Consider the following 24,269-nt stretch of genomic DNA (forward strand, 5'->3'; position numbering starts at 1 on the left):
ACGCACGATGCGCGGTTACGGCATCGCCAGATGCCAGGCGCCGTTCAAGAAGCCGTCGCCGGTGACGTCGCCGGGCTTCTGGTCCTTGGCGAAGGTGTAGAGAGGCTTGCCCTTGTAGGCCCACTGCTTCGAGCCGTCGTCGCGCGTGATGATGGTGTAGCCGTCGCCCGCTGCATCGCTGGCCTCGGCCTTCAGCACCGGCCAGTTCGTCGCGCATGGACCGTTGCAGGCGGACTTGCCGTCCGCGTCCTTGTCGAAGGTGTAGAGCGTCATGCCCTTGCCATCGGTGAGCACGTTGCCCTTGTCGGTCTTGCCCGTCTTGGTCGGCGGTGCGGCGAAGGCGGCGGGAACGATCGCGAGCGAGAGTGCCAGCGAGAGCGCGAGGCGGATCGAGGACGTCATGATATCTCCTGTCATGCAATTGGCTTGCATGGGTAGGACGCCGCACGCGGCGTCGTATTCCTGAGATGGCGGCAAAGATATTTTTCACTGCGCGCGCCGACGCGGCGGAATAAACTGGATCAACCGAGACGGAACGACGGAAAGACATGAGCAAGCCGCATTGGCGTCCCGCGCACGCATCCGATCTGCCCGCGATCAGCGCGATCGCGGCGCGGATTCATCCTGATCTCCCTGAGAGCCCCGAGGTGCTCGCGGAGAAGATGCGGCTCTATCCCGAGGGATGCCGCGTGCTGATCACGGGCGACGAGATCGCCGGCTACGGACTTTCGCATCCCTGGAAGCAACACCGGATCCCGCCGCTCGACGGCCTGCTCGCACGATTGCCTGACGATGCGGATTGCCTCTACCTGCACGACGTCGCGGTGCTGCCCGATTTTCGCGGCGGTGTCGTGCGCTCCTATGTTGCAGAGATCGAGCAGCTGGCGCGTGCGGCAGGCATCGCAACGCTCGCACTGGTCTCGGTCTACGCCACGCGGCCGCTGTGGCAACGTCTCGGCTTTCGGCCCGTCACTGCGGATGCGGCACTGCGCGCAAAACTGGCATCCTATGGCGAAGGCGCGACGTATATGCTGCGCGACCTTACCGCGGCGTAATGTCCCTCACCGGCCAGCCGGCTCACGCGGGCGTGAAGCCGCGCCCTCGAACCGGGTCAAGTGGCGCTCCGTCGAAGGGATGTGCGAGCCGTTCCGGTCTCGCCGAACCGAGGCTGGAGAAGATCCATGAAACTCACTTTGTCGAAGATTGCTTTGATGACATGTGTTGCAGCGAGTGCGTTCGCCGCGACCAGCGCCAACGCGGCGCCACACCGAATCGATGGTTGCCAGTTCGGCTTCTTCGAAAGCTGTGGCATCGTTGCGGAGTCGACGACCCCGGGCCGCGCACGCCGCCCCGTCGCGCGCCTCGCCAACGATACCTCGCCGACCTACATGAAGCAGACTGATCCGCGCTACAGCTCGTCGATGCGCGATGCCGGCGGCGGCGGAGGTGGTGGTGGCGGAGGCGGTGGTGGTGGTGGCGGCGGCGGCCGCTGAGTTCACACCTGACTTTTCAGATGATGCCGCCGGTGCAACCCGGCGGCATCATTGTCGTCTGCGCTGAACGGTGCCGGTTCAGCCGCGATGCTTTTTCTTCTTCGGCTTCTTTCCAGGCGCGCCCTTCGCGGGCCACGCCGTGACCGACGGCTCTGCGTGACCCGGCTTGTTCTTGTGCTTCTTCTTGCCGAAAGACGGAGCATCGCCGAATTTCGGCCCGCGCTCGCCTTGAGGCTTGCCGCGTGGCTTGAATTCACTCTTGTCGCGCGGACGATCGTCGCGACGTTCACGATGATCGCTGTCGCGGCTCTCGCGCGTGTGTGACCGCTCCTCCGCAGGCGCCTGCTGCTGCGAGCCCTCCCCCAGCCGCTCGATGCGGATGCTGTCCTCCTTGTCCGGACGCTTGACCTTGGCCGCGAAGGATTCCGCGACCCGCTCGGAGATCTCGAACTCGGTCGTTGTGTCCATGATCTTGATGGCGCCGATGTCGCGCTTGTCGATGCCGCCGCGGCGGCAGATCATCGGCAGCAGCCAGCGCGCCTCCGCATTCTTGCGTCGTCCGATCGCGGCGCGGAACCAGACGCTCGTCTCCGACATGCCGTGCTTCGACGATACTTTTCCCGATTTCGATCGAGGTCTTCCGGCGCGATCGTCGCCGCCGTCGCCCCTATCCTGGAATTTATCGCGACCACGATCGTCGCGCGGCCGGCCGCTGCGCTCGCCGGGATCGAGAATGTCTTCGGGCGACGGCAGCCGCGCGCGATAGAGCCGCGCCAGGGCGGCTGCGATATCCTCGGCCGACCGCTCGGCCAGCAGCGCCTGGGCCAGCACCAGATCGTCCGCCGTCGTCTCCTCGGTGAACAACACGTCCTTCATGCGCTCATGGTCGAGCTTGCGGATTTCGTCCGCCTGCGGCGCCGTGCCCCAGTCGGCGTCGACACCTGCGAGATTGAGCAGCAGCTCCGCGCGACGCCGGCGGGCGGGCAGCACCAGCAGGACGCTTGTCCCCTTGCGTCCGGCGCGCCCGGTTCGGCCCGAGCGGTGCTGCATCACCTCGGCGTCGTTGGGCAGGTCGGCGTGAATGACGAGGTCGAGGCTCGGCAGGTCAATGCCGCGGGCGGCAACGTCGGTGGCGACGCAGACGCGGGCCCGTCCGTCGCGCAGCGACTGCAGCGCCAGGGTCCGCTCGTTCTGCGTCAATTCTCCCGACAGGGCGACGACGGAGAAGCCGCGCTCCAGGAGCGCCGCCTGCAAATGCCTGACGTGATCGCGCGTGCTGCAAAACACCAGCGCGCTCGGCGCCTCGTAGAAGCGCAGCACGTTGACGACCGCATGCTCGGCATCGGCGGGCGCGATTCGGATGGCGCGGTACTCGATATCGGCATGACCGCCTTCGTCGCCGGCGACTTCGATCCGGAACGCCTGCTGCTGATATTGCTTGGCGAGCGCGACGATGCCGCGCGGAAAGGTCGCCGAGAACAGCAGGGTGCGGCGCGTCTCCGGCGTGGTCTCGAGGATGAACTCCATGTCCTCGCGAAAGCCGAGATTGAGCATCTCGTCGGCCTCGTCGAGGACGACCGCTTTCAATTCCGAGATGTCGAGACGGCCGCGGCGCAAATGATCGCACAACCGGCCGGGCGTACCGACGACGATGTGAGCACCCGCGGCGAGCTCGCGCTGCTCGCGGCGCGGATCCATGCCGCCGACGCAGGAGACGACGCGCGTCTCCGCATGCTGGTAGATCCAGGCAAGCTCACGCTGAACCTGCATCGCGAGCTCGCGGGTCGGCGCCACGATCAAGGCGAGCGGAGCCGCCGCCCGCTCGAACCGCTCGGCATCGCCGAGCAGATCCTTGGCCATGGCGAGGCCATAAGCGAGGGTCTTGCCGGAGCCAGTCTGGGCCGAAACCAGCAGGTCGCGGCCGGCGGCTTCGTCCGCGAGCACGGCGAGCTGAACGGGGGTTGGCGAATCGTAGTTCCGCTCGGCCAAAGCGCGGGCGAGCGGCGGGGTCAGGGCCGGAAAAGACACGGGATGGAGAACCTTGGTTAATTCAGGCGCGCAAACTGTGAGCCGAGGGGCCTGAGCTGCATGCGCGGCAAACGGCCCGGCCGCACGCTGATTTGATCTGGGCGCTCTTTACGCCAAGTGCCCGGAAATCACCATGCCTATGATGCATGGCTTCGCGCAGAGAACCGCGCTTAGAGGTTGCGGAGGATTTTTACCGCCACCTCGATCGGTCAATGGATACGGTCTTGCCGCACCGGCCATCCGATACCAAATCGTTTCTCACAAGAGAACAATGGGGGAAACATGCCTGACAGCATATCGCTCGCCGACAAGCTCGCGACCTTTGAGGACCTCTGGTCCCCGCGCACGATCACGACGTTCAACGATTGCGACGTGATGGTGGTGAAGGTGAAGGGCGAGTTTACCTGGCACAAGCATGACGACACCGACGACTTCTTTCTGGTCCTGAAGGGCAATCTGGACATCGAATTGCGGGATCGCACGGTGACGCTCGGTCCGGGCGAGCTCTATGTGGTGCCCAGAGGTGTCGAGCACCGTCCAGTAGCGCGCGAGGAGGTTCAACTCCTGCTCATCGAGCCGACCGGCACCCCGAACACCGGCGACAAGGCAACCGCCGCAGCGCGCAAGCTTGCATAGAGGGCAGCGCGCGCGGCCTAATCCCTGGAGGCCGCCAGCCGGCTGAAGCGGCCAACCAGCCTGGCTCTTGCGCGTGCAGCACTGTCCTTGATTGCGCGGGCCAGCGCTCGGATGGCGCGCCAGGCCTCGGTCGCCTGCAGCCACGCCTTTGCCGCGGCGTATTTTCCGTAAGCCCAGGCAAAGGCGGGAATTCGCATCAGCTTGTCGCGCGTGAGATGAAACAGGCGCTCGACCAACACCAGCTTGAGCAACTCGCCGACAATGAAAGTCACAACGCTGCTGACGAACTGACCGGTCGCGGCGAGATAGGCCGCCACGGGCTTGACCGGCTCCAGAATGATGACGGGCACCGAGAATAAAGCGAGCGACGGATAAGGCGGTAGCCCCCTGATCCAGGCGCGCAATCGCCTGAATTCGAAATGCCGCCCGATCCAACGCGCTATTGGCCGCGCCACGGCCATGAAGACCGCATCCACCACGAAGTAGATGGCAGCCAGCACGTAAGTGACGGGTTTCAGGATTCGCTTCACGATCGCTCTCCTGGGAACTGAAAGCCGCAACCTGGACCTAAGTTTCACCGCGGCGTGAATAACACCGGGATTTCCGGTGGAACTTTTCAGGCGACGGACACGGTGACTGGACTAGGACGTGGACTCATTAACGCGAAGCCATAGCCTGATCGAGGCGAGCTGAACGAAAGCAAGATACGGGCTGAAGCAGATCGGATCGCTGCGATTGCTCTTTGGTGGGATGTTGGCCCACGCGCCCTTCTTCATCGCAAGTTCTCTGATCCAGTCGGCGTCATAGCCACGGTCGGCGAGTAACATTGCCCCGGATTTCAGACGAGACAGCAGTTTTCCGGCTAGTCGAACGTCGTGCGCCTCACCGGGGCTCAGCGCCAGCCGTACCGACAGACCATTGCTATCGACCACCGCATGAATTTTGCTAGTCACGCACGATTCAAATTTTGTTTTTTGACCTTAAGGCAGGCAAATCTCCGCCCACTTGGTCGTTGTCACGATGCGCGGCGATGAACATGGCGACGGCCGACTGGCAATAGGAATCGATTTCGTTGTCGTCCTCTGCTTTCGCCTGATCGAAGCGTGCGATCATCAGGAGATCGGATCCTTTGAAAAGCGCGGCGAACAAGCGGGCGGACCGGAGAGGATCGGGCACGTTCAGAAGCCCCTTCGCGTGCAACTGACGCAACAGGGCCTCGATTTCGGCGATGACATGAGCGGGGCCGGCTTCGAAATGGAGCTTGCTTAATGCGTTTTGACTCGTCTTGTCGGCCATGACCATGGCTTCGAGGCTGCGGACGTCCGATCTCAACAGCGTGCGAAGCAGTGATGATCCCACCGCCACGAGCTGATCTTCGACCGAACCGTCGACGCCTTCAAGAAGGGTCTGTGGTGCAAACAACTGATGGCAGCCGGCCGCCATGGCCGCGCCGAACAGCGCCTCCTTGTTCTCGAAGTGCCTGTAGATGCTGAGCTTGGATATCTTCGCTCGCTGGGCGACCTTGTCCAATGTCGTCGCTTGAAAACCCAACTCCACAAAGAGCTCGCGCGCGGCGTCGATGATGGTTTGGCCAAGCGCCTCGTTGGCGGGCCGGCCGCGCCGGCCCTGGCTGTTTTCGGTCACGGCAATTCCAGTACTTGACAGTATCCTAATTCTTGAATTACGATACCATGAAGTATCTGAAATGTGCAAGCCAGGGGGTAGGGTGATTCCTTCGATGCAACGACGAGCCCTGCTGAAGTTGGCTGCGCTTTCCGCCATCGGCCTCGCCCGCGCTCAGGCCACCGCCAAGCCCAACTCGTCTCCCTCCATCCACAACACGGAGCCCATCACCATGGATGACGTCATCATCATCGGCGGCAGCTTTGCCGGTCTCGCCGGCGCCTTGCAGCTCGGCCGCGCCCGCCGCAAGGTCACCGTTCTCGATACCGGTCTGCCACGCAACCGCTTCGCCGGCCACTCGCATGGACTGCTCGGCCACGATCACAAGCCGCCGCTGGACATCCTGGCGGAGGCGCGGCGGCAGTTGGCGCGTTATCCCGCGATCAAGCTTGTCAGTGCCCGGGCCGACAGCGTCTCCGGCGCCATCGACAATTTCTCTGTCCTTACTGGCGATGTTGAAAGCCTTGCGGCGCGTCGTCTGATCCTGAGCTATGGCGTCGCCGACCAGATGCCTGATGTTCCGGGCTACGCCGAAAGCTGGGGCACGTCCATCGTGCCATGCCCCTATTGCGATGGCTTTGAAGTCGCCGGCCAGCATTGGGGCCTCGTCTGGTCCAGCCCGCAGTCGCACAATCAGGTCAGGCTGTTCCACGATTGGACTGACAAGTTGACGCTCTTCGCCGATGGTCACGACATTCCGCCCGATATCCAGGCCGATCTGGCGCGCCGCAACATACCTCTCATCGATGGCCGGATCGTCGAGATCGCCCATCACCAGGGCCATATCGCCACCGTCAATCTCGATACCGGCCGCAATGTCGCGGTCGACATCCTGTTCGCCAATCCGCGCAACAAGGCGTCCGCAAGCCTGCATGAAGCACTGGGCCTTGCCACCGTGGCTACGCCCGCCGGCATCGTCCTCAAGGTCGACGAACGCCGTCAAACCAGCATGCCCGGCATCTACGCCGCCGGCGACCTCACCACGCCCTTCTTGCCCTCGGTCACCCAGGCATCATCGCAGGGCGCGATGGCGGGTATCTTCGCCCAGCAGTCGATGGTGGTTTGAGAGCGCAGATTGGAGATGAGCATGGCGGTCGAACCGGACAGCGCGGGTGTGCGCTTCCCTCCGCCCTTCGTCTATCTGGGAACGCTGCTGTTGGGGCTGGCGGCGGAGCGGTTCGTCACCCAGCGCTCTTTCGGCATCGACGGGCGGTTGCTGGTCGCGACCGGCGCGCTGCTGTTCGTTGCCGGCGCGGCGATGATGCTTGCGGCGGCGGGGCTGTTCCGGCGGTTGGGCACCAACGTTCCGCCGTCGCAGCCAACGACCCTGATCGCAACGACCGGCCCTTATCGGTGGACCCGCAATCCCATGTATCTCGGAATGGCGCTTATCTATGCCGGTCTTGCGATCGGCTTCGACGGGCCGATCGCCTTCGCCTTGCTCCCGTTGGTGCTGATCGCGATCCAGACGCAGGTGATCGCCCGCGAGGAGCGCTATCTCGAAGCGAAGTTCGGCGACGACTACCGCCACTACAAGGCCGAGGTTCGCCGCTGGCTCTGACTATTCCGCCGCTGCCGCCTGCGGGGCCGCCCGTCGGCCAGCTTTCCCAACGGATCGACGTCGTTACCCGGAGCAGCTTTCAGTATCTGGAAAGTATCCATCCGTCTTGCAGAGCCGTCGGCTATCCAACAACAGGTGGCATCAATGGTCTACAGTCTAATTGTCGAAAAAGAGATCCGCAGGAGCTTCGATCATGTCAACAACCAGCGTTGGGATGATGCTGCAAAGGGCCTAACACCAAACGCGTATCACTGGGTTGCCGGAAATCATGCGTTGGGGGGTGAGCGACATGGAAAGCAATCGGTGAAGCAGTGGTTCGAGCGCATGGGCCGTGTTTTCCCGAAGCTTCATATAGATATTGAGCGGGTCGAGGTGACGGGTTGGCCATGGAATACCACAGTGTTCGTCAAGTGGCGGGCCAACGCGAGGCTACTTGACGGCCAAAGCTCGTATGTGAACAGGGGCGTCCACGTCTTCAAGTTGCGATGGGGCAAGGTTTATTCGATTGAGGAATATTTCGACTCGCAGGCTGCAGAACGAAGCCTCGCTATCCAAGCTCGTGCTGGTTTCGATGAAGCTGCGGCTGGCCCAATCGTGAGCTAACGCGGATCACTCGTGTGATGCCGCCATCAGCGGACGGCGCCTTATCACTAGTGGAGGCGGGCTCGCTGGAGACGATGGACTTTGGCATCGGATAGCTTCGTTAAGAACGAACCAGAACAAGGATATGTCATGGCACAGTACAATGCCGATCAGATCACCAATTGGAAGGGCCAAAGCGGGGAGCGCTGGGGTCGTCCACCAGGCCCGGCTCGACGGTAGGCTGGAGGTGTTCGGCCAGGCCGCGATCACGGCGATCGACGACGCGGTGAAGATGACGTTCGAGGTCGGCCCGCTGTCGCGCGCGCTTGTTGATCAGCCCGACGACATCCGCGCCCGCGCCTCGGCCGCGGTTCGTGCCGCCTTCGCGGACTGCCCCGGCGAGCGGTCGGTGATGATCGACGGCGCGACGTGGATCGTCACGGCGCGCAATCCCGCGCAAGCTGATAGCGATTAGCAGGGGGAGACGCCCCTCGCTGGCCTTGATGGCCGCTGCGCTGGCCGGGAAGGATACCGTGGCGCAAAAAGCCGAACCGCCGCGGCCGGTTGTGGTTGCGACCGCGCATTTTGACGCCGAGACCCCGGAGCGGAGCACAGCTGCTTAATGAGTACACAGCCTAGATCTCGGCATAGATCTCCAAGAGATTGCCGTCGGGATCGCGGAAGAACAGCGTGCGATGTCCGAACGACTGATTGGTCGGCGGCGACACCAGCGCAACGCCCTGCCGAACGAGTTCGTCTGCGCATGCATCGACCTCGGCCGCGGAGACCTTGAACGCCAGTTGCAGCGAGGCACTGCCCGGCGGCGTCGGCGCATCGGTAGCGGTCCGGCTCGGCCGCGCCAGCGCCAGCGTGTTGCCGCCGAGGCCATACTCGATCCAGTTCGGCGACAGCTCGCGCAGCAGCGGAAAGGCAAGGACATCCTCATAGAAACGGCGCATCGCCGCCATGTCGCGCACGAAGACAACGGTGTAGTCGATCGCGCGGATGGCGTTGAAGGGAGAGCGCCGGGTTGGTTCGGGTGTCTGTTCGTTTGTCATCGTGGCCCTTGTTCCAAATTGCGGCTCGTAGCCCGCATGAAGCAAAGCGGAATGCGGGGCCGGTGCCCCGGGATTGCGCTTCGCTCCATCCGGGTTACAGGCTCGCAGGGCTATCGCAGCAGCCCGCCACCATAGCGCAGCTCGTAGAGCTGCATGCCATCCTGCCGCGCAATCGTCTCGACGCCGTGGAAACGATCGAGCGCGCCTTCGACCTCGTTGCGGTAGACCATCCCCGCCTGCTCGAACCGGCGCGGTCCGCGGTATGGCTGCTCGACGCTCACAGCCAGCAGCGCGTAACGCAGGAATTTGTAGATCGCGAGGAGAGTCTCCCGATCCCTGATCTCCGCACCGGCGCCACCACCGTAGCTCATCGACCAGATGACGCGGTCGTCCTTCGACACCGTCTCCTGCCCGACGAAAAATCCCATGCCGAAATAGACATCGCGATAGGCATAAGGCGGCGCGCGATGCTCGAGCTGCTTGGAGCCGGCGAGCAGCGGCGCGGCCACCGTCGCGTCGTCGTCGAGGCCGGCATAGGTGCGCCGCTTGGCCTCGACCAGGAACACCGCGAGATCGTGCGGGATCGATGGCATCGTCTAGTCCACCAGTTCCGGCCACGGCACGATGGTCGACTTCACCGTCTTCATCGCCATGGCGTCCTTCACCGCCTGCGCGACGCCTTCCTCCGTGAATGGATAGATCGTCTGCATCTTCAGCCAGGGATATTTGCCCGCGGTGCGATAGAGCATGTCGACGCCGAGCGGCAGATCGTTGCCGGTGAAGCCCCAGGAGCCCAGCACGTTGAGATCCTTGGTGCAGATGCGGTGCCAGGAGGTCTCGATCGAGCCGGCATCGGTGAACTGGCCCATCTCGACATAGGTGCCGCCGTCACGCAGCATCTCGATGCCTTCCGGGCCGGCGGTGGGATGCCCCGAGCAATCCATCACCAGATCAGCGCCGAAGCCGCCGACGATTTCGCGCACACGCGCGATGCGCTCCTGCGGCGACCTGATCTCCTCGATGTTGACGGTCGCCTCCGCGCCGAATTCGCGGGCCAGCTTGAGCCGCGGCTCCTCGGGCGCACCGACGCAGATGACGCGCCCTGCCCCCATCTCCTTTGCGGCCGCGACCGCGAGAATGCCGATCGGCCCCGATCCCTGGATCACCACCGTATCGCCCCAGGAAAAACCACCGGCGCGGCTGGCGCGGTTGAAGGCGCGGATGCAGGAGGTCAGCGGCTCCGAGAGCGCACCTAAGCGCAGCGACATGTCGTCGGGCAATTTGTAGATCTTGGTGCCCGGCAGCATCTCGAGATCGACGTAGACATATTCGGCCCAGCCGCCCCACATGTGCGGCGCCTTGTCGAAGCCGAGATAGCGGCCGTAATAGACCGGCGTCAGGCATTTGTTGGCGGTTTGCGGATAATGGATGCAGTAATAGCAATGGCCGCAGGGCATCAGCGGCGGGATCATCACTTTCGAGCCGACCTTGAGCGGCTTGCTCATGAAGTCCTCGGTAAACTCCTCGCCGCATTCGACGATGATTCCGCCAAGCTCGTGGCCGAGCGTGAACGGCCAGGGCAGCGGCTTCGGCCAATGTCCCTTGAGGATATGCAGATCGGTGCCGCAGACCCCGCAGGCGCCCACCTTGATCAGCGCAGCCTTGCGGCCGACCTTCGGCCACGGCACGGTGCGGATGACTGGCTCTGAGCCCGGCCCTGCATGGGTGCAGACGCGAATGGATTGCATGGCTGTTTCCTCGATGCCCGTCTGTTATGATTGATGGGTGCGGGCTGAGGCAAAGCTATGTGAGATGTACGCGCGTGCCAAGATGCAGGAATTCGTAGCCCGCATGAGCGAAGCGACATGCGGGATCAGCGGCCCCGGATATCGCTCCGCTAATCCGGACTACGGCAGCTGCCACACTCTCTACCGTCATCCTGAGGTGCTCATCTTGCGATGCGGACGCATCGCAAGGTGAGCACCTCAGGATGACGACGGAGTTCGTGGTGGCAGTGCATGGCAGATGCCCACACATCCAATTGTCTTGAGCCCTCACCCTCGACCGTGTAAGGCCGCAAGGTCCTTCCCAGGTGCCCCCTTGAACCCCCTTCCCCAAAATCCCGTGGCTGCGTCCGGCTCGTTCGCGGCGATGAAGTCGGTGCCGTACCGGCTGCAGTTCGGCTCTTACGTGCTGGCGATGATGGCCGACAACATCGAGCATGTGATCAGCTATTGGGTGGTGTTCCAGAAATTCCACTCGCCGGCGCTGGCGGGGTTTGCGGTGCTGTCGCACTGGCTGCCGTTCCTGCTGTTCTCGGTCGCCGTCGGCGGGCTTGCCGACCGGTTCGATCCGCGCCGGATCATTCAGTGCGGCATGCTGCTGTTCATCGTGGCATCGAGCGGATGGGGCTTCTTCTTCATCACCGATACGATCCAGATGTGGCACGCGATGCTGCTGCTGGTGATCCATGGCTGCGCCGGCGTGCTCTGGCAGACGCCGAACCAGCTCTTGCTCTACGACCTCGTCGGCCCCGCCGACCTGCCGAGCGCGGTGCGGCTGAACGCGATGGCGCGCTATCTCGGCATCCTGGTCGGGCCTGCCGTGGGCGGAATCATCATGCTGACGCTGGGCACCTCGCACGGCATCATCTTCAACACGCTGTTCTATCTGCCGATGCTGCTCTGGCTGTTCTGGGCGCCGGCGCGCGACAGCAGCGTGGCGGTGCGGCGCTTTGCCGTGCGCGGCCTTGCCGACATCGTGCTGACCATCCGCGCCATCGGCACCCAGCCGACCCTGACGGCGATGACCTGGCTCGCCGGCCTCACCTCCTTCATGATCGGCAACGCCTATCACGCCCAGATGCCGGGCTTTGCCGGCGATCTCGGCCATGGCGATCCCGGCGTCTCCTACAGCGTGCTGCTCGCGGCGGATGCGGCCGGCGCGGTGCTCGCCGCTATCGCGCTGGAGTCCTGGGGACGATTGAAAGGCACGCCGCGCGCCGCGATCCTGCTGGCCATGCTCTGGAGCGCGGCGCTGCTCGGCTTCGCCACGGTGCGGATCTATCCGGTTGCGATCGTGCTGCTGTTCTGCGCCGGCTTCTTCGAGCTGTCGTTCAACACCATGGCGCAGGCCCTGGTGCAGGTGAATGCCCCGCACGACATTCGCGGCCGCGTCGTCGGTCTTTATAATATGGCGGGGCTCGGGATGCGGGCGTTCAGCGGCATCACGGTCGGGCTAGCAGGCGCGGCGATCGGCATTCACTGGTCGCTCGGGCTGTCCGCCGCGGTGCTGCTGGCGCTGCTGGTCTTGTTGCAGCGGCGGGCGATGAGGCCGGCTTGAGCACCCTCCGGGTGTGGCTTTTCGAACGCATCGTGTCTGTCCGTTTCCGCCGCACCCAATCCTAACGCGGCATTAACCCTATGCACCTTAGGGTCGTCCCGGACTCCGCCCGGGCGGGGGGTCGGGTGTTGAAAATGGCGTTGGCGAACAAAAAATTTCTTCCTGCCGCCGAAGAGCGTCGGCGTTTCCAGCGGGTGAAGGTGCACCTGCTCGGCCGCTACATGCTGCCGGACCGCCGCGAATTCCCCTGCCAGGTGATCAACATGTCGCCGGGCGGCCTCGCGCTGCTCGCCCCCGGCATCGGCAATGTCGGCGACCGCGTCGTCGCCTATCTCGACCATATCGGCCGTGTCGAGGGCAAGATCACCCGCATCATCGACAACGGCTTCGCCATGACGATCGGGGCGACGCCCCGAAAGCGCGACAAGCTCGCCGCGCAGCTGACCTGGCTCGCCAACCGCGACATCCTCAATCTGCCGGAGGACCGTCGCCACGACCGTATCGTGCCGCGCAACCCGATCGCGGTGCTGACGCTCGAGGACGGCACCAAGATGACCTGCCGCATCATCGACCTTTCCTTGTCCGGTGCTGCCATCGCCGCGGAGAACCGGCCGCCGCTGAAATCGACCGTCATGCTCGGCCGGGTCCAGGGCCGCGTGGTCCGAAACCTCGAAGACGGCTTCGCGCTGGAGTTCGTCCACGCGCAGCCGATCGAGACACTCGAAGAGAGCGTTACCGCGCGGTAAAGCGCTAGGACGCCAAAACCCCTGTATTTCCAGCCCCGAAGGCGGCTTCCGCAATGCGGACGCCGCCTTTTTCGCGCGTGATCATGGGCCTCGCGCCGGTTAACGCGCGGCCCGTTTGCACGTTGAAATGGCGGTTCCGCCAGCGTTTCCGCGTTAATCGATAAAACTTGAATCAATTGCAGTTGTTTCAAATTTTATGAGAATTCGATTCAAGTATAGATCGAATTCGCCGCGCCTTTTACTTGTATTCATCTCGACTTGACTTGACTGACTTAGCGGCAACTCAAAAGCTCCGTGCGAAATGTGGTCCCAACAAGAAACGGGGGCCGCAATGTTTGACTTCAAGGGACAGGGGAAAGGGCTGGCGCTGGCTGCCATGCTCTTCGGGATCAGCGCGGCAGCGCAGGCCGGCGAAGGCCGTCTGCTCTACGCGAGCCTCGGTGACACCACGCGTGCGCCGATCGGCTGGGTCGAGTTCTGCGCGGACAATACCGCTCAGTGCCAGGGCACGCCGGCACAGCCGCGCGACATCGTGATGTCGCAGGCCGCATGGCGCGACCTCGTCAAGGTCAATCGCTGGGTCAACGAGACCGTCAAGCCTTTGACCGACCAGGAGCACTGGGGCGTGATCGAGAAATGGTCGCTGCCGACCGACGGTTACGGCGACTGCGAAGACTACGTGTTGTTGAAGCGCAAGATGCTGATCGATGCCGGATGGCCGCGCCAGGCCCTGCTGATCACCGTCGTGCGCGACAAGAAGGGCGAAGGACACGCGGTGCTGACGGTGAAGACCGACAAGGGCGAGTTCGTTCTCGACAATCAGAACGAGAACGTCGTTGCCTGGACGGAAACCGGCTACCGCTTCGTCAAGCGCCAGTCGCAGAGCGATCCCAACGTCTGGGTCTCGCTGGGCGATACCAAGCCGGCGGTCTCCACCGCCAGCGCCAGAGATTAAGAACGAGACAAGGAGTTACGCGACCCGGTCACATCCCCACCCCTCCCCGTCCCAGACCGGTTCGCGCGCGGCCAGCCATCCCCCAATGGCTGGCCGCAACTTTTTGGGGTTCTGCGATCAGCCCTGTGAGGACCAAGGCACGCGCGCGGCGGTGAAATCGCGCCAGGTGCCTTGCAAGGCGGGCTTGACGCCGATCGATGCACGCGCCTGCCAGCCGGCGATCGCGGCGGCGGCGATGGCGCTGTCGGGCTCGGCTCCGAGCCCGTCGAGCAGCGAAGCCGTGACCGCCATGTCGTTGAAGGCGCCGAGCTCCTCCTGCAAACCGGCGAGCCTGCGGGCAAACTTCCTCGCGGACTTGCGATCGGCAAACAGCGGCAGCAGGAACTCGCTGAGATAACGCAGCCGTTTGGTCGCGAGCCGCACCCGGTGCAGCTCCTCCATCGTGAGCGACTTGAAGCGGCGGCCGCGCTTGAGCACCTTGGCGTACTGCTCCGACAGAATGCGCTGCGCGAAGTTGACGGCGGGCTCGGCGAGCCGGCCGAGATCTTCGGCGGCGACGTCGTTGCGCCAGCCCCGCGTCTCGATCCAGTTGCCGAGGCCGATCAGGAACATGGCGCAGCGGCGATCGTCGAGCGCGTGATGGGCCTTGCGATAGGCGTCGGACTGGCGTTCGGCCGCAGCCCGGCCGAGCGCATCGAAGCCGGCGATTGAAGGGCAAGCCTTCGCGATCGTCGGCAAGGTCTCGCGCTGGAACACGTCCCAGTCGCGTGCGGCGGACAGGTCCTGCGCCAGCCAGCGCGCCTCCGAGCGCAGTGCGTCGAGATTGCTGAGCGCGCCGACCGAGCGCATCAGGTCGAGCGCCGATCGAATCCGGCGCAGCGAGACACGCAGCTGATGCACGCCCTCCGGATTGCGCCCGTCCTCGGCCGCCGGCAGCGACTGAAGCAGATGGAGGAAGCACGAGCGCAGGATCGTCGCGAAGGCTTCGTCGAGCGTCACCGAAGGATCGAGGCGAAGTTTTCGCGGGCGTCGTGCCGAGGGCGGCGCGCCCGCGGCAAGATCGAAGCCACGCGCCGACTTGCTGCGGATGGACGGCTTCACCGCGCCGTGCTCTGCAAGCCGCAATGCGACCTCGTAGATCGTGCTCGCACTGCCGCTCTTGAGCTCCAGCTCGATCTCGCTCACCGGCAGCGATCGATCGCTCGCCGTGAGCACGCCCTGGTCGAACGCGATCTCGACCGTGCCGGACGGCAGGTCGATCATCCGCGCGTGACGATGGACGTCGGCGGTGAAGATAGCTTCGAGCGGCTGCACTTCGAGATGGCTGCGAAGCTTCTCCGGAATGAACGGCATCGCCAGAGCGAGATCGGGCGCAAGCGAGGCCACGCTCGCCTCCCACTCGCCGCGGCGCAGCGGATCATCCGCTGTGTCGGTCTTCACGGTCTGCACGAAGCGCGCGCCGCTCTGGCGAACGCGCAGGCTCAGGCCGTTGCGCCGAAGCATCCGATCAGGCGTATCATAGTAGACGGATTTGAGGTGTTTTCGCGAGCCCTTGTTGCGCGCATTCGCCGCGATGACCGGCGCGGCGTTGAAATGCGCCATGCGATCGGCATCGACGACCAGCTTGAGCTCGATCTCGCCGGGGTGCGCGACAAGGCTCGACCGAGTTGGTTCCGGAGCAGGCGGGGCATCTTGCGATGGCGTCTGATCACTCACAGCGCCCTCGACGATCGCAGGTTCCGCGCCGGGCTCGGCCGGTTCAATCTGCCTGAGAAAGCCGGCGACGACTTGCGTCCTCTTGTTGTCCTTCAGGACAGGATTTCCGTCCGGCGCACTCGAGGTTTTGCGAGCCGGTGTTGGGTCTGATTTCAGCATTTACGATGACATGACAGTTTAATGACAGAGCGACAGCATATAGCCCGTCAGTCCGGCAAGGAATAGTCACGTTAGTCGCGCTGCCTGATCATCGACACGACGTGCCAGACGCAGAAATCCAGCAAGGCTTGTCACAATTCGGCGTGCCATGACGAACTAAATTGGCCCCGAGCGCAGCAAGTGACCGATTTGACGAGCGAAATTCGCTGTTCTCGAAACCGAAACGAACGCATCAGCGAGTTTGACTCATGCTAGCCGAGAAATTCTTCCTAGTCCTGGAGACGCTGAGAAGCCATGCCTCCGATGACAGGCCCGGGATTATGACAAGCCCTGGACGGCCCGCCGCGGTTCCGGAGATCGCGGCCGGTTCGCGGCGCATCAGCCCGGTTGCGGAGGATCGCCCCTAGCAGCGATCCAATCCCGCCACCTCATGCCCTGGCAGGCGCGCAGGATGTGATCCACGCGCGCACTCGTCAGCGTGCGAGGATGTTCTTGTAGACCTTGCCGCCCTTCATGATCACCACAAAATTCCTCGCGGGATCTTCGACGAGCTTGATGTTGTCGAGCGGATTGCCGTCGACCAGCAGGAGATCGGCGAACGCACCCTCCTCGACCACGCCGAGCTTGCCCGGATAGGGATTTCGCGGACCGGACAGGCTCAGCAATTCGGCATTGGCCGACGTCGCCATGGCCAACGCTTCGGCCGATGTGTACCAGCGCGTGAGCGCGGCCAGCATGGCGCCCTGTCGATCCGCCAGCGCCTGCGAGAACAGGACGTCGGTGCCGAACGCGGTCTTGATGCCGTACTTCTTCGCGAGCGCATAGACGCGGTCGGTTCCAGCGACCACCTGCTTCATCTTGTCCTGCTCGGCGGGTCCGAGCGCGGCTGCAGCGGAGATATCCAGGAACGGTTGCGTGCTCAACCAGATCCCCTTCTCAGCGATCAGCTTGGCGCTCGCCTCGTCCATGAGATGACCGTGCTCGATGCATCTGACGCCGGCCGCGACCGAGCGCTGGATCGCGACCGATGTATAGGCGTGCGTAGCAACATAGGTGCCCCAATTGTCGGCGGCTTCGACCGCCGCGCGCAGCTCGGGCTCGGTGAAGGTGGAGACGTCGAGCGGACTGAAGGGCGATGCAACGCCGCCGCCTGCGGTGAGCTTGACCTGCGAGGCCCCTTGCATGAGCTGCTCGCGCGCGCGCACGCGCACCTCGTCCGGACTGTCGGCCACCATGCTGCCGCCGATCCGCTCCATGCGGCTCAGCATGCCGCCGATCGTTCGCGGCAGATCGGAGAGCTGGCGGAAGTCGCCGTGACCGCTGGTGACGGTGATTATGGCGCCGGAGGGATAGATGCGAGGACCTGCGACGAGGTCCTCGTCGATGGCCTGCTTGAGGCCGAAGCTCGGCCCGCCCATGTCGCGCACGGTGGTGAAGCCGCGCATCAGCGTGGCCGTCGCCTCGCTGGCGGCGAGCAGGTTGTTGTAGCCGATATCGCCCGCAAGCGCGGCCATCGGCGTCGGGCGCACCAGCATCGCGTGCCAATGCGCGTCGATCAGTCCCGGCATCAGCACGCGGCCGCCGCCGTCGATCACCTGACCGGCGGCCGCGATGTCCGCGGTCGAGATCTTCTCGATCTTGCGATTTCTGACGATGACGTTGGACGCGGCTGACAGCGCGGCGCTCTTGCCGTCGAATATCCGGACGTTGCGAAACAGGACGGCGGAGTCCTGCTGGGCCGGCGCCGAGGGCGCGCTGCCGAGGATCATTGCAACGGCCGCAAGCAGCGTGGCGATTCCGGACACTCTGGCCGGCATCCTCAAACCCGTCATGGCCGGCCTCCGCTGAGGTGCAGGGCTACGCAAGGGGTGATGGCAGGCACGCAACTTCTGCGTGCCATTTGACGCCGACGTCCGGCCGCCGTCAACTGGCCACCACGGCGGCAAATATGCAGTCCTGCCATCTGCATTGGCGGGAGGTCGCCGCGGTCGGCTCCAATTTGAATCAAAGAGATATCGCCGCGTGCGAGATCAGCTGGCGAACGCGCCTCGCTCACGCGCCCGGCACGTCGGCGAGGTTGCTCGCCTCACTCTGCGGCTTCAAGATTGGCCGGCTTCTCGATATCGCCGAGCGGAGACACGGCAGGGCCGTTGAGCGCGGTGCCATCAGGGGCGAATTGCGAACCGTGACACGGGCAATCCCAACATTGCTCGAGCGCATTCCAGTGCACGACGCAGCCGAGATGGGTGCAGCTTGCCGAATGCAGATGCAAATGTCCGTTCCGGTCCCGGCACGCCGCGATCTTCTTCAGGCCGCTGCGGACAAGGCGTCCCTCCCCGGGGCGGAGATGTTCGACGCCCGCGATCTCGCTCGCCGTCAGATACTCCGCGAAATTCTTCAGCGGCGTGATGTTCTCGCTGATGAATTCGCCGATGTTCTTTTGAATCTTGCGGGCCGGGGCGTAGACATCCTCCCACGGGCTCGCGCCGGTCATGACGAGATCCGCAATCAGCATGCCCGCCACCAGCCCGTTGGTGATGCCCTGTCCGGAGTCACCGCTGACGATGAAAAGGTGCTCCTCGCCGGGGCTGCGGCCAATGAAGCCGACGAAATCGCTCGGCTCCAGCACCTGACCTGACCATCGATGAGTGACCTCGCGTAGCGCCGGCAATCGCTCGCGCGCCCAGCGTTCGAGCGCGGCAAGGCGCTGTGCGCCGTCGTCCGCTTCACCGGACTTGTGATCTTCGCCGCCGATGATGACGAGGTCCTCCTCCGCGGAGAGCGGTTGAAGCCTGACATAGTGATAGGGATCGAGCGTGTCCCAATACAGCGCATCCTCCAGCGCGCCGGCCGGGATTTTGGCGGCGAGAGCATAAGTGCGGTAAGGCGCCTGCTTGGTATGGATCGCCACCTGCACATTGACCGGCGAGTTCGTCGCGACGACCACGTCGGCGGCGTGGACCTCGTAGCCCGAGGCGGTCGTCACGATCATGTCGCCACGCTCTTGCCGGATGCTTTCAACGCAGGTGTCGCCATAGAGCTGCGCCCCGCGGCGCTGAAGGGCGCCGGCTAGGCCAGCAAGATATCTGGTCGGGTGCAGGCGCGCCTGGCGGGAAAAACGTAACGAACGCACCACACCTCCAGAATGGAACACGGTCGGCTCGGCGCAATTTTCGACGGGGATCCCGAGCTTGCGACAGCAATCCAATTCCTCATCCAGCTCGGATGCGGGCGTTTCGGGCGCCTGCACCCAGTAACCGTCGACACGCCGAAAATCGCAATCGATGTGCTCGTCGCGCTGAATGGCCTCGGCGCGGTCGATTGCGGCTTCGACGCTCTGATAATAGTGCCGCGCACAATCTGGGCCGCGGACCCTGACCAATTTGCCGTAGCCATCGTCGAGCGCCGTCGCCAGATGCGCCGTGGTGCGCGCCGTCATCCCGCTGCCAATGCCGCCGCGGTCGAGCACCGCGACCGAACGTCCATGGCAGGCCAGTTCATAAGCCACCGACAGCCCGGCTATTCCGGAGCCGATGACAACGACGTCTACGCCCACGGTGCGCGACAGCGCGGGGGCATCCGCGACCGAAACATCCATCCAGAGCGATCGCGTGTACTCGTCCCGTACGTTCATGATGCTGCTCCTTCGAAAACAACAAACGATGCGGCAGAACGCGAGTTCCTACCCGCCCTCCGCAGCGCAAAGCCATCGAAAGTCACGGCGTTGATTAGGAACCTTCGTCGCGCTCGCGCTTGAACCGGCATGAAAGATCCATCACCCGGGATGCGCAGGGCATTACGTCATGCCCAACTGTACGGACACTTGCTGGTCCGAAATGACAGGCTGTATTACCCAGGAGGTAACCATCCGATCTGCTCGGTGCAGCTGGCACGGGAGATGGTCAGGTCAGGATGGATGACAAAGCGAGGCGGCGACTACGAGATCACTCCGGACGGACAGCTCGCCGCAGAGCGCGCACTCAACCACTGACGCGGGTTCGTGGCTCCGGCGCGGATTCCTGGCGCTATTCCTGGTGCCTAAGATCGGTGCCGATCAGACGCCCAGCACGTCCGCGAGCCGCAGCTCGTCGGCGGCGGGGTCCTTGAGGAACAGCTCGTCCTCGATCTCGGTCAGATGCGACAGCATCTGCGCGCGCGCCGCCTGCTTGTCGCGGTTGCGGATGGCGGCGACGATGCCGGCGTGGTGATCGGTGCCGCAGGCCGGCGTGTCGTGGCGGCGGTACAGCAGGATGATGAGCGAGGAGCGCGCGATCAGCTCCTTGAGGAAGCCGAGATAGATGCTGTGACCGCTCATCTCGGCGACGAGCTTGTGAAACTCACCGGAAAGCCGAACCGAGGCGCGCGCGTCGCCGCGCAGCTCGGCCTCGCGCTCCTCGGTGAGATGTTGCTGGAGACGATCGAGCCAGGCCGGCGACATCGCGTCGATGGCGTGATCGACGATGGTGGGCTCGATCAGGCGCCGCGCCTCGAACACCTCGCGGGCATCGGCGGGCGTAGGACGCGCGACGAACGCGCCGCGGTTCTTCTCGATGTTGACGATGCCCTCATGCGCAAGTTGCTGCAGCGCGGTGCGGACCAGCGTGCGGCTCGCGCCGTAGATCTCACCGATCTCGTCCTCGCCGAGCTTCGTGCCCGGCAGCAGGCGATGCTCGAGGATCGCGGCGGTCACGCCCTCCCGGATGCGGCTGACGCGATCGCTCGCATCTGGCGCGTCGGATTTGGGGCGGGACTTGGCGGCCATTGGTTCGAGAGTTGGGCTTGAGGGCGATCGACGACGTTCGCTTCGAATGTTAGTCGACGACCTGTATCCAATCACAGGCGAAACTTTATACAATCTTCGCCCATTTTGTGTGCAAATGACTGTGCAAGCGGCGGGCAGCCCGGAGGCCCAGGATTCGATCTAACGATCTGACTCCACTGCACAGTTTCGGAATTCGGCCGGCCAAGCGGCGGTTGGCACGGACCTTGCGGAGAGAGCCCGGAAGCACCGCCCCTCCTCGGACACGCCATGGCCACTCCCGCCGCTCTCGAACTGGTCGCCGTCACCAAGCGCTACGACACGACGCTGGCGGTCGACACCGTCAATTTGAAGATCCCGGCCGGCACCTATTGCTGCCTGCTCGGCCCGTCCGGCTGCGGCAAGACCTCGACCCTGCGGATGATCGCGGGCCACGAGGCGGTCAGCGCGGGCGACATCATCCTGGGCAGCCAGAACGTCACCGACCTACCGCCGGCCGAGCGCGGCACCGCGATGATGTTCCAGTCCTACGCACTGTTTCCGCATCTCAGCGTGATCGACAATGTCGCCTTTGCGCTGAAGATGCGCGGCGTCGACAAGCCGACGCGCCACAAGCGCGCCGGCGAACTGCTCGAGCTGGTGGCGATGAGCCAATATGCGGGCCGTCTGCCGGCACAGCTCTCCGGCGGCCAGCAGCAGCGCGTTGCGCTCGCCCGCGCGCTGATCACCGAGCCGCAGATCCTCCTGCTCGACGAGCCGCTCTCGGCGCTCGATCCTTTCCTGCGGGTGAAGATGCGCGGTGAATTGAAACGGCTGCAGCGCGAGCTCGGCATCAGCTTCATCCAGGTCACCCACGGCCAGGAAGAGGCGATGGCGCTCGCCGACCATATCGTGGTGATGAACCACGGCCGGATCGAGCAGCAGGGCACGGCCCGCGACATCTTCCACCATCCCCGCACCGAATTCGTGGCGCGCTTCATCGGCGGCCACAACGTGCTCAGCGACGCCGGCAAGCTGATTGCCGTGCGCGCCGATCAGCTCGGCATCGCGCCGTTCACCGACGGCGCCTTCGGCGCGCCGGCGCGGCTGATACAGACCGAGTACCAGGGCTCCTACATCGCCGTCTCGCTCACGCTCGACGACGGCACCGCCCTGTTCTCCCACGTTCCCGAAGCCACTTTCGACGTCCACCCGTTCCGTCCGGGCGATCGCGTGCTGGCCACCTGGGATCCCGCCAAGGCGCAACGCCTGCAATAGCGCCGATCGATCACTGGAATGCGCAACAGAGGAGTGACTGACATGAGCGAGACCACAAGGACCAAGGGCGTCAGCCGCCGCACGCTGCTCAAGGGCACCGCCAGTCTGGCCGGCCTTGCCGCCGGCTCCGGCGCCATCACCGGCTTTCCCTATGTGAAGTCGGCCGAGACGAAGGTGCTGCGCTATCTCGGCACCGCCGTGAACGAGGGCGACGACATCTCCAAGCAGTGCCTGAAGGACACCGGCATCAAGATCGAATACATCACCGCGACCACTGACGACGTCACCAAGCGCGTGATGACCCAGCCGAACTCCTTCGACGTGCTGGACACCGAATATTTCTCGCTGAAGAAGATCGTGCCGTCGGGCAACATCCTCGCGCTCGACGCCAGGAAGATCAAACAGTTCGACAACATCACGCCCGTCTTCACCAAGGGCGAAACGCCCGGCGGCAAGAAGATCGGCGGCCAGGGCACCGCGCCCTGGAAGGTGCTGTATCTCGAAGGCAAGGACTCCAAGAAGTTCGCGACCTCGGCGACTGAATTCGTCACGCTGATCCCGACGGTCTACAACGCCGACACGCTGGGCATCCGCCCCGACCTGATCAAGCGGCCGATCAGCTCCTGGTCCGAGCTGCTCAACCCCGAGTTCAAGGGCAAGGCCTCGATCCTTAACATCCCCTCGATCGGCATCATGGACGCCGCGATGGTCGTGGAAGCCACCGGCAAGTACAAATATGCCGACAAGGGCAACATGACCAAGGAAGAGATCGATCTCACCATGAAGGTGATGACCGAGGCCAAGAAGGCCGGCCAGTTCCGCGCCTTCTGGAAAGACTTCAACGAGAGCGTCAACCTGATGGCATCAGGGGAAACCGTGATCCAGTCGATGTGGTCGCCGGCAGTCACCAAGGTCCGCTCGATGGGCATTGCCTGCACCTTCCAGCCGCTGAAGGAAGGCTATCGCTCCTGGGCTTCGGGCTTCTGCGTCTCCAAGGGCGTCTCGGGCGCGAAGCTCGAATGGGCCTATGAGTTCGTGAACTGGTTCCTGTCCGGCTATGCCGGCGCCTATCTCAATCGCCAGGGCTACTACTCCGCCGTGCTCTCCACCGCGAAGGCGCATATGGAGCCCTACGAGTGGGCCTATTGGATGGAAGGCAAGCCGGCCGAGAAGGACATCAAGGCGCCCGACGGCTCGCTGCTCGAAAAGGCCGGCGCCGTGCGTGACGGCGGCTCCTATGAGGACCGCATGGGCGGCGTCGCCTGCTGGAACGCGGTGATGGACGAGAACGACTATATGGTCCGCAAGTGGAATGAGTTCATCGCGGCCTAATGGACATGTCGGAAGAGGTCCTGCAACAGGCGTCCCCGGGCTTGATCCCGGGGTCGGGCACAGCGCGCGCGGCAAAGCCGACGCGCCTGTCGCCCTCCTTCATCTCCTGGCTTCAGGCCGGGCCGATGATGCTGGTGTTTCTGGCCTTCTTCCTCATTCCGCTCGTCTTCGTCGTCATCGTCTCGTTCTGGGACTACAACGAATACCAGTTGCTGCCGGCCTTCTCGGGCCGCGGTTACACCGACACGTTCGAAGGCTGCATCGCGCAGCTCCCCGACCTCTGCACGATCGGCAAGACCTATCTGAAGACGCTGAAGCTGTGCTTCCTGGTCTGGGCGATCACGCTGTTTATCGGCTTCTGGGTCGCCTATTTCCTCGCCTTCCATGTCAAGTCCAAGACCTGGCAGATGGGATTGTCGCTGCTCTGCACGATCCCGTTCTGGACCTCCAACGTGATCCGCATGATCGCCTGGATCCCGCTGCTCGGGCGCAACGGCCTCGTCAATTCCGGCCTGGTCAAAACGGGCCTGATCAACCACCCACTGGAATGGCTGCTGTTTTCCGAATTCTCGGTGGTGCTGGCGCTGGTGCACCTCTTCACCTTCTTCATGGTGGTGCCAATCTTCAATTCGATGATCCGCATCGACAAGTCGCTGATCGAGGCCGCCTATGACGCCGGCGCGACCGGCGTCCAGACGCTGGTCAACGTCATCATCCCGCTGGCAAAGCCGGGCATCGTGATCGGCTCGATCTTCGTCATCACCATCGTGATGGGCGACTTCATCACCATCGGGGTGATGGGCGGCCAGCAGATCGCAGCTGCCGGCAAGATCATCGAGACGCGGGTCAACGCGCTGCAATTCCCGGCCGCAGCGGCCAACGCCGTGATCCTGCTCGCGATCACTTTCCTGATCATCACCATGATGTCGCGCATCGTCGACATCAAGAAGGAACTCTAGAGC

The 24,269-nt window shown here is 63.9% G+C and carries 23 protein-coding genes and 2 pseudogenes; 13 read left to right on the plus strand and 12 right to left on the minus strand.

Annotated features, from left to right (window positions below; all coding sequences use genetic code 11):
- Positions 1–15: 15 nt before the first annotated feature.
- The gene (locus GGD61_RS01705; RefSeq protein WP_177237232.1) at positions 16–402 is read right to left on the minus strand and encodes a hypothetical protein; all 387 of its coding nucleotides are present in this window, start codon (positions 400–402) and stop codon (positions 16–18) included.
- Between the two features lie 146 nt (positions 403–548).
- Between GGD61_RS01705 and GGD61_RS01710 the strand changes: the two genes are divergently transcribed.
- A complete protein-coding gene (locus GGD61_RS01710) occupies positions 549–1,055 on the plus strand; it encodes a GNAT family N-acetyltransferase (RefSeq protein WP_092259266.1) in 507 nt (168 codons plus the stop codon).
- A gap of 126 nt (positions 1,056–1,181) precedes the next feature.
- On the plus strand, positions 1,182–1,493 hold the full coding sequence (locus GGD61_RS01715) for a hypothetical protein (RefSeq protein WP_092259263.1): 312 nt from the start codon (positions 1,182–1,184) through the stop codon (positions 1,491–1,493).
- A 78-nt stretch (positions 1,494–1,571) separates the two neighbouring features.
- Here GGD61_RS01715 and GGD61_RS01720 read toward each other — a convergent pair whose 3' ends face one another.
- Entirely contained in the window at positions 1,572–3,521 is a 1,950-nt protein-coding gene (locus GGD61_RS01720; RefSeq protein WP_092259260.1) for a DEAD/DEAH box helicase, read from the minus strand.
- Positions 3,522–3,803: 282 nt separating this feature from the next.
- On the opposite strand from GGD61_RS01720, the gene GGD61_RS01725 reads away from it, so the two are divergent.
- Positions 3,804–4,157 (plus strand): cupin domain-containing protein, encoded by a 354-nt coding sequence (locus tag GGD61_RS01725; RefSeq protein ID WP_092259257.1) that lies wholly within the window; start codon positions 3,804–3,806, stop codon positions 4,155–4,157.
- Positions 4,158–4,174: 17 nt separating this feature from the next.
- Here the strand turns inward: GGD61_RS01725 and GGD61_RS01730 are convergent, their stop codons facing one another.
- The 3 genes and pseudogenes from GGD61_RS01730 to GGD61_RS01740 all read right to left on the minus strand — a co-directional run bounded on the left by GGD61_RS01730 (position 4,175) and on the right by GGD61_RS01740 (position 5,801).
- Positions 4,175–4,687: a hypothetical protein gene (locus GGD61_RS01730; RefSeq protein WP_092259254.1), complete on the minus strand. Its 513-nt coding sequence runs from the start codon at positions 4,685–4,687 to the stop codon at positions 4,175–4,177.
- A 111-nt stretch (positions 4,688–4,798) separates the two neighbouring features.
- Positions 4,799–5,110 (minus strand): annotated as a pseudogene (locus GGD61_RS01735) (transposase); the annotation flags it as partial.
- Between the two features lie 7 nt (positions 5,111–5,117).
- Positions 5,118–5,801, minus strand: coding sequence for a TetR/AcrR family transcriptional regulator (locus GGD61_RS01740; protein ID WP_092259251.1), 684 nt, complete (start codon positions 5,799–5,801; stop codon positions 5,118–5,120).
- 211 nt (positions 5,802–6,012) lie between these two features.
- Between GGD61_RS01740 and GGD61_RS01745 the strand changes: the two genes are divergently transcribed.
- From GGD61_RS01745 to GGD61_RS01760, 4 genes and pseudogenes are all read left to right on the plus strand, one after another.
- Complete coding sequence (locus GGD61_RS01745; protein ID WP_177237241.1) at positions 6,013–6,906, plus strand: NAD(P)/FAD-dependent oxidoreductase; 894 nt, start codon at positions 6,013–6,015, stop codon at positions 6,904–6,906.
- Positions 6,907–6,927: 21 nt separating this feature from the next.
- Positions 6,928–7,401 carry an isoprenylcysteine carboxylmethyltransferase family protein gene (locus tag GGD61_RS01750; protein ID WP_092259382.1) on the plus strand — a complete coding sequence of 158 codons (474 nt, stop codon included), beginning with the start codon at positions 6,928–6,930 and terminating at the stop codon, positions 7,399–7,401.
- Positions 7,402–7,545: 144 nt separating this feature from the next.
- Complete coding sequence (locus GGD61_RS01755; RefSeq protein WP_092259245.1) at positions 7,546–8,004, plus strand: nuclear transport factor 2 family protein; 459 nt, start codon at positions 7,546–7,548, stop codon at positions 8,002–8,004.
- 250 nt (positions 8,005–8,254) lie between these two features.
- A pseudogene (locus GGD61_RS01760) lies at positions 8,255–8,458 on the plus strand (SAM-dependent methyltransferase); the annotation flags it as partial.
- A gap of 160 nt (positions 8,459–8,618) precedes the next feature.
- Here the strand turns inward: GGD61_RS01760 and GGD61_RS01765 are convergent.
- The 3 genes from GGD61_RS01765 to GGD61_RS01775 all read right to left on the minus strand — a co-directional run bounded on the left by GGD61_RS01765 (position 8,619) and on the right by GGD61_RS01775 (position 10,789).
- Entirely contained in the window at positions 8,619–9,041 is a 423-nt protein-coding gene (locus GGD61_RS01765; RefSeq protein ID WP_092259242.1) for a VOC family protein, read from the minus strand.
- Positions 9,042–9,151: 110 nt separating this feature from the next.
- Positions 9,152–9,634, minus strand: a complete 483-nt coding sequence (locus tag GGD61_RS01770) for a DUF5680 domain-containing protein (RefSeq protein WP_092259239.1) — start codon at positions 9,632–9,634, stop codon at positions 9,152–9,154.
- 3 nt (positions 9,635–9,637) lie between these two features.
- A complete protein-coding gene (locus GGD61_RS01775; RefSeq protein ID WP_092259236.1) occupies positions 9,638–10,789 on the minus strand; it encodes a zinc-binding dehydrogenase in 1,152 nt (383 codons plus the stop codon).
- A 403-nt stretch (positions 10,790–11,192) separates the two neighbouring features.
- On the opposite strand from GGD61_RS01775, the gene GGD61_RS01780 reads away from it, so the two are divergent.
- From GGD61_RS01780 to GGD61_RS01790, 3 genes are all read left to right on the plus strand, one after another.
- Positions 11,193–12,383: an MFS transporter gene (locus tag GGD61_RS01780; protein ID WP_177237240.1), complete on the plus strand. Its 1,191-nt coding sequence runs from the start codon at positions 11,193–11,195 to the stop codon at positions 12,381–12,383.
- Positions 12,384–12,517: 134 nt separating this feature from the next.
- Positions 12,518–13,129, plus strand: coding sequence for a PilZ domain-containing protein (locus GGD61_RS01785; RefSeq protein WP_026202686.1), 612 nt, complete (start codon positions 12,518–12,520; stop codon positions 13,127–13,129).
- A 331-nt stretch (positions 13,130–13,460) separates the two neighbouring features.
- Entirely contained in the window at positions 13,461–14,084 is a 624-nt protein-coding gene (locus GGD61_RS01790; protein ID WP_177237231.1) for a transglutaminase-like cysteine peptidase, read from the plus strand.
- Between the two features lie 117 nt (positions 14,085–14,201).
- Here the strand turns inward: GGD61_RS01790 and GGD61_RS01795 are convergent, their stop codons facing one another.
- The 4 genes from GGD61_RS01795 to GGD61_RS01810 form a co-directional block, all read right to left on the minus strand.
- Complete coding sequence (locus GGD61_RS01795) at positions 14,202–15,959, minus strand: CYTH and CHAD domain-containing protein (protein ID WP_092259227.1); 1,758 nt, start codon at positions 15,957–15,959, stop codon at positions 14,202–14,204.
- Positions 15,960–16,432: 473 nt separating this feature from the next.
- Positions 16,433–17,791, minus strand: a complete 1,359-nt coding sequence (locus GGD61_RS01800; protein ID WP_409362444.1) for an amidohydrolase family protein — start codon at positions 17,789–17,791, stop codon at positions 16,433–16,435.
- 254 nt (positions 17,792–18,045) lie between these two features.
- Positions 18,046–19,593, minus strand: a complete 1,548-nt coding sequence (locus GGD61_RS01805; protein WP_177237230.1) for an FAD-dependent oxidoreductase — start codon at positions 19,591–19,593, stop codon at positions 18,046–18,048.
- 420 nt (positions 19,594–20,013) lie between these two features.
- The gene (locus tag GGD61_RS01810; RefSeq protein ID WP_092259219.1) at positions 20,014–20,721 is read right to left on the minus strand and encodes a GntR family transcriptional regulator; all 708 of its coding nucleotides are present in this window, start codon (positions 20,719–20,721) and stop codon (positions 20,014–20,016) included.
- A gap of 267 nt (positions 20,722–20,988) precedes the next feature.
- Between GGD61_RS01810 and GGD61_RS01815 the strand changes: the two genes are divergently transcribed.
- The 3 genes from GGD61_RS01815 to GGD61_RS01825 are packed head-to-tail and all read left to right on the plus strand — an operon-like array spanning position 20,989 to position 24,266.
- The gene (locus tag GGD61_RS01815; protein WP_092259218.1) at positions 20,989–21,975 is read left to right on the plus strand and encodes an ABC transporter ATP-binding protein; all 987 of its coding nucleotides are present in this window, start codon (positions 20,989–20,991) and stop codon (positions 21,973–21,975) included.
- Between the two features lie 42 nt (positions 21,976–22,017).
- On the plus strand, positions 22,018–23,307 hold the full coding sequence (locus GGD61_RS01820; RefSeq protein WP_026202682.1) for a PotD/PotF family extracellular solute-binding protein: 1,290 nt from the start codon (positions 22,018–22,020) through the stop codon (positions 23,305–23,307).
- The gene (locus tag GGD61_RS01825; protein ID WP_092259217.1) at positions 23,307–24,266 is read left to right on the plus strand and encodes an ABC transporter permease; all 960 of its coding nucleotides are present in this window, start codon (positions 23,307–23,309) and stop codon (positions 24,264–24,266) included. Before GGD61_RS01820 ends, GGD61_RS01825 begins: the two co-directional genes overlap by 1 nt.
- Positions 24,267–24,269: the final 3 nt, after the last annotated feature.

It is taken from the genome of Bradyrhizobium sp. SBR1B (genome assembly GCF_014198205.1).
GTDB lineage: Bacteria > Pseudomonadota > Alphaproteobacteria > Rhizobiales > Xanthobacteraceae > Bradyrhizobium.

Excerpts from the sequence above, each read along its gene's own strand:
- GGD61_RS01745 (WP_177237241.1), top strand. The coding sequence starts at position 6,013 with ATGGATGACGTCATCATCATCGGCGGCAGCTTTGCCGGTCTCGCCGGC.
- GGD61_RS01800 (WP_409362444.1), bottom strand. The coding sequence starts at position 17,791 with ATGACGGGTTTGAGGATGCCGGCCAGAGTGTCCGGAATCGCCACGCTG.
- GGD61_RS01725 (WP_092259257.1), top strand. The coding sequence starts at position 3,804 with ATGCCTGACAGCATATCGCTCGCCGACAAGCTCGCGACCTTTGAGGAC.
- GGD61_RS01805 (WP_177237230.1), bottom strand. The coding sequence starts at position 19,593 with ATGAACGTACGGGACGAGTACACGCGATCGCTCTGGATGGATGTTTCG.
- GGD61_RS01755 (WP_092259245.1), top strand. The coding sequence starts at position 7,546 with ATGGTCTACAGTCTAATTGTCGAAAAAGAGATCCGCAGGAGCTTCGAT.
- GGD61_RS01775 (WP_092259236.1), bottom strand. The coding sequence starts at position 10,789 with ATGCAATCCATTCGCGTCTGCACCCATGCAGGGCCGGGCTCAGAGCCA.
- GGD61_RS01715 (WP_092259263.1), top strand. The coding sequence starts at position 1,182 with ATGAAACTCACTTTGTCGAAGATTGCTTTGATGACATGTGTTGCAGCG.
- GGD61_RS01705 (WP_177237232.1), bottom strand. The coding sequence starts at position 402 with ATGACGTCCTCGATCCGCCTCGCGCTCTCGCTGGCACTCTCGCTCGCG.
- GGD61_RS01780 (WP_177237240.1), top strand. The coding sequence starts at position 11,193 with ATGAAGTCGGTGCCGTACCGGCTGCAGTTCGGCTCTTACGTGCTGGCG.
- GGD61_RS01765 (WP_092259242.1), bottom strand. The coding sequence starts at position 9,041 with ATGACAAACGAACAGACACCCGAACCAACCCGGCGCTCTCCCTTCAAC.
- GGD61_RS01820 (WP_026202682.1), top strand. The coding sequence starts at position 22,018 with ATGAGCGAGACCACAAGGACCAAGGGCGTCAGCCGCCGCACGCTGCTC.
- GGD61_RS01825 (WP_092259217.1), top strand. The coding sequence starts at position 23,307 with ATGGACATGTCGGAAGAGGTCCTGCAACAGGCGTCCCCGGGCTTGATC.
- GGD61_RS01790 (WP_177237231.1), top strand. The coding sequence starts at position 13,461 with ATGTTTGACTTCAAGGGACAGGGGAAAGGGCTGGCGCTGGCTGCCATG.
- GGD61_RS01750 (WP_092259382.1), top strand. The coding sequence starts at position 6,928 with ATGGCGGTCGAACCGGACAGCGCGGGTGTGCGCTTCCCTCCGCCCTTC.
- GGD61_RS01815 (WP_092259218.1), top strand. The coding sequence starts at position 20,989 with ATGGCCACTCCCGCCGCTCTCGAACTGGTCGCCGTCACCAAGCGCTAC.
- GGD61_RS01710 (WP_092259266.1), top strand. The coding sequence starts at position 549 with ATGAGCAAGCCGCATTGGCGTCCCGCGCACGCATCCGATCTGCCCGCG.
- GGD61_RS01810 (WP_092259219.1), bottom strand. The coding sequence starts at position 20,721 with ATGGCCGCCAAGTCCCGCCCCAAATCCGACGCGCCAGATGCGAGCGAT.
- GGD61_RS01795 (WP_092259227.1), bottom strand. The coding sequence starts at position 15,959 with ATGCTGAAATCAGACCCAACACCGGCTCGCAAAACCTCGAGTGCGCCG.
- GGD61_RS01785 (WP_026202686.1), top strand. The coding sequence starts at position 12,518 with ATGGCGTTGGCGAACAAAAAATTTCTTCCTGCCGCCGAAGAGCGTCGG.
- GGD61_RS01770 (WP_092259239.1), bottom strand. The coding sequence starts at position 9,634 with ATGCCATCGATCCCGCACGATCTCGCGGTGTTCCTGGTCGAGGCCAAG.